Source organism: Deltaproteobacteria bacterium, from assembly GCA_030654105.1.
Lineage (GTDB): Bacteria > Desulfobacterota > SM23-61 > SM23-61 > SM23-61 > JAHJQK01.
In genome coordinates this window covers 1-3,524 of sequence record JAURYC010000010.1, presented here as the reverse complement: position 1 = coordinate 3,524, position 3,524 = coordinate 1, and the positions used below count along the sequence as shown (strand labels likewise).

Genomic DNA, 3,524 nt, shown 5'->3' with positions numbered 1-3,524 from the left:
GTCCCACATCAAAGATGATGCCTCTCTGCTTAGCCTCCCGGGCAGAAGCGGAAACCCGTTTATCACCATTCAGAATGCCCATCCCCCGGCCGTGTAGAAAATGAGTGACGATGTCCCCCGGTTCTAACAAATCGAGGATTTCGCTTAATGGAGCCGGCGGGTTCGTTACATGAACCATGGTGGGGAGACCGCCGGCAAGGGACGCAGCCTGCTTTGCCAGCCTGAGTGGTTCTAAGCCATTGTTTCCTACAGTCTCCTTCTGTTGGCGAACTTTTATGCCCAGAATCAGTCCGGGATATTTTCTGGCCATCTCTGCAGTCCTCTGGGGATTCAGCAAAGGAAGATAGGTTGACTCTCCGGTAAGTAAATCGGCCAGCCCAATGGAGGAAATATGCAGGAAGGCCAGTATTCGTGTCGCCGCCCGATCAATTAAAAACTCTTTAAACCCCTCGAAGGTAGCCGCCCCCGAACTTCCTCCATCCACCAGGGTCGTGACTCCTGAAGAAAGACAGGTGGCGTCGGTCTCTAACCCTAACTCCCTCGCTTCCAGAAAAGCGTGGGCATGGAAATCAATGAGGCCCGGAGCGACGATGAAACCGCTAACGTCAACCACCTGGCGGGCTTCTAAGGGATTTAGATCCGGCATCACCTCGGCGATGATTCCTCCTGTCACTCCTATATCCATACTGCGGTCGATAATGGAGGCCTTATCCACAATCTTTCCGCCCTTGAGAAGCAAATCGTATTTCATGGCTGCTCCTTTCCAAACACCTCTTGCTGCTTCCCAGCCTGTAATGGTTTTTCGACTTTTCTTGAGCATTTATATATCATCGAGACTAATAAACTTTACCAGGAGGTGATATGATGAAACGTGAAAACCTTAGCCGAGTTTTTCTCCCAACTGATTCAGGAGCATTCCATAAGCCTTCTGGCCCCGCTCATAGCTGGACAGCCGAAAGAATTCATTGGGAGAGTGCTGAAGCTCGTCCTGCAGGCCAAAGGCAAAGACGATGGTGTAAGCTCCAAGGAGCTGGAGGAACAAAGCATTGGCCGGGATGGTCCCACCCATGCGAATCCAGTAGGGTTCCTTGCCATAAAGATCCTTCAGGACCGACGCGGCAACTTGAAGACCGCGGTGATCCGGGGGAATGAGGTAGGGAATGGCTCCGCTATTACGCTTGGTGGTCGCAACTTTTACTCCCCGCGGGGTGACTTTACTCACATGGCGCACGACGAGATCGGCGATTTGGGAAGGATCCTGGTCGGCCACCAGGCGGCAGGAAATCTTGGCATGGGCCGTACTGGGCAAAACGGTTTTCAAGCCCTCTCCCTGGAAGCCGCCGTATAGGCCATTGACTTCCAGAGTCGGCCGGGCCCAGGCCCGCTCGTAGGTGGTGAATCCAGGCTCCCCAAAAATAGAGGTCGATCCGGTCTCGCCCAGGTATTCCGCTTCGGCAAAAGGCACCTGGGCCATTTGGGCTTGTTCTTCATCGCTCAGCCGCCGCACGTCATTGTAGAAACCATCCACCGTGATTCGCCCGTCCCTATCGTGCATGGAGTCCAAAATCTGGACCAGGGCGTGGATGGGGTTCACGATCGTGCCGCCGTAGGTTCCGGAATGCAGATCATGATCCGGGCCTTGGACATCAATGAAAACAGCTGCCAGCCCCCGGGTCCCCAAGATGAGAGCCGGGTAGTCCTCGTCCCACTGGCCTCCATCGGCACTTAACACCATATCACAAGACAAGAGATCCTTATGGGCCGCTATGAAATCCGGTAACTGGGGGCTCCCGATTTCTTCCTGGCCTTCGAACAGGAACTTGAGGTTGATGGGTAATCTTCCGCCGGTTTTCAACATGGCCTCAACGACCATGAGGGGAATGAACAGGTTGCCCTTGTCATCCGTTGCTCCCCGGGCATAAATCCGGCCATCCTTGATATGCGGTTCAAACGGAGGATGATCCCATAAATTCAGGGGGTCTACGGGCTGGGTATCGAAATGACCGTAAATCAACAGGGTCGGCTTCCCGGGAGCATGAAGCCACTCTCCATAGACCACCGGATGGCCGCCGGTGGGCATGAGCCGGACCGATTCAATCCCGGCTGCTTTCATTTTCGCTTCCAGCCAATGCGCCGCCCGCTGGACATCGGCCCTATGCACAGGCAAAGCGGATATACTGGGGATGCGCAGGAATTCCATCAATTCGTCAAGGAATCGTTCCTTTTGTTGAACTAGGTAAGTTTCCCATGTGACCATGGCTCTTGTCTCCTGTCTTGTAAGGTTTTTTAAAGAATGGGTATCGATTTTGAAAGTCAGTCGTCCCCAAACGGGTTGTGAATATAGTATACTCATAAACCATACTATTTTCGCAAATATTTTTTTACGCGTTGTTGGGTGAATTGAACGACTTTTTCAATGGGGATACATGGGAAGGTCTGGGCCTAACCGTCGTTTTCTATCCATGTTAATTTCCTTCTATGCGTTACTTCTTGGTTAAAAGAGCAAACCAATCATGGATTTCTTGGTCAGAAATTTTTTCTAATTTCAATTTTTTTGTTTTTTTGCCTGATTTCCAATAAATGCCATCTGCTGTCACTTCAATACCAAAAGAAGAATACCAACCCGAATGCTTGACACTATATTCCGTGTGTAAGAATGAAAGCTCTTTAAGAAAATGGTCAGAATCTCTATTGCTTTCATAAGCGAGTCGAGGATATAGGTCAAATTGATGTAAAATCTCCTTTTTTTCTATTTCCAATCTCTTTTTTTCAATTCTTTCTAATAGGCCGCTTTCAAAAAGGGCCTTTTTGTATTCCATAATTTTTTGCTCTCCGTGTTCTCTTTTTAAATCCTCTTCTCCCTTTTCAGGCCAGGCCATATTATGCTCCTTTCTTTTTTGTTACTCCCTCTCTATAATTTTCCTACAAAGGGCCAAATAGTCCGCTGGTTAGAGGGGACGGTGGCTCTGAAGGAATTTAATATAGTTCTTCACATCCAGCCATTCCTCAGAAACCTCCGGTCTATTGACAGGTTGCTTTAGTCATATCAAGGGCTCAATTCTGCTCTTGGCTCTTGCTTAACTGTAAAATAAGCTTTTCGACCCTCGCTTTAAAGTTTCGGTTCTCAACCTTCTCTTTTTTGCCAGAATCCCGCAATTACCCATGGATTTTTTTTAGCAACCAGCCCATCCTTTGCCCGAGTGATTTCACAAGCTGCATACCCTCTTCATCCTTTTCCACTTCTCCCTTTTCCCTGCCAATACCGATACTCCGACCAACAATGATCATCTCTCCACTAAGGAAAAAATGATTCATGGTGTCAAGAGTGTGAACTGCGCCTGCCCGACGTACTGCAGCTACTGCAGCACCGACCTTGTTCTTAAACATTCTCCCGTTGGCCCTCGACACAAAACCGGCACGATCAATAAGGGCCTTCATTTCAGACGTAACATCATTGAAATAGACGGGCGAACCCAGGATAATCCCATCTGCCCCGAGCATCTTCTCGATATACTCGTTCGCTG

At 49.4% G+C, this 3,524-nt stretch carries 4 protein-coding genes; all 4 read right to left on the bottom strand.

Annotation, left to right across the window (positions count from 1 at the left end; all coding sequences use genetic code 11):
• The coding region (locus Q7V48_00410; protein ID MDO9209206.1) for an amidohydrolase/deacetylase family metallohydrolase at nucleotides 1-751 on the bottom strand (751 nt) is incomplete at its 3' end.
• Between the two features lie 129 nt (nucleotides 752-880).
• Nucleotides 881-2,257 (bottom strand): dipeptidase, encoded by a 1,377-nt coding sequence (locus Q7V48_00405; GenBank protein ID MDO9209205.1) that lies wholly within the window; start codon nucleotides 2,255-2,257, stop codon nucleotides 881-883.
• A 226-nt stretch (nucleotides 2,258-2,483) separates the two neighbouring features.
• A complete protein-coding gene (locus tag Q7V48_00400) occupies nucleotides 2,484-2,879 on the bottom strand; it encodes a hypothetical protein (protein MDO9209204.1) in 396 nt (131 codons plus the stop codon).
• A gap of 277 nt (nucleotides 2,880-3,156) precedes the next feature.
• On the bottom strand, nucleotides 3,157-3,524 hold a 368-nt coding region (locus Q7V48_00395), incomplete at its 5' end, for a flavodoxin family protein (protein MDO9209203.1).

What these genes read in the sequence shown, in the direction of transcription:
- Q7V48_00405 (MDO9209205.1), bottom strand. Translation starts at nt 2,257, where the DNA reads ATGGTCACATGGGAAACTTACCTAGTTCAACAAAAGGAACGATTCCTT.
- Q7V48_00400 (MDO9209204.1), bottom strand. Translation starts at nt 2,879, where the DNA reads ATGGCCTGGCCTGAAAAGGGAGAAGAGGATTTAAAAAGAGAACACGGA.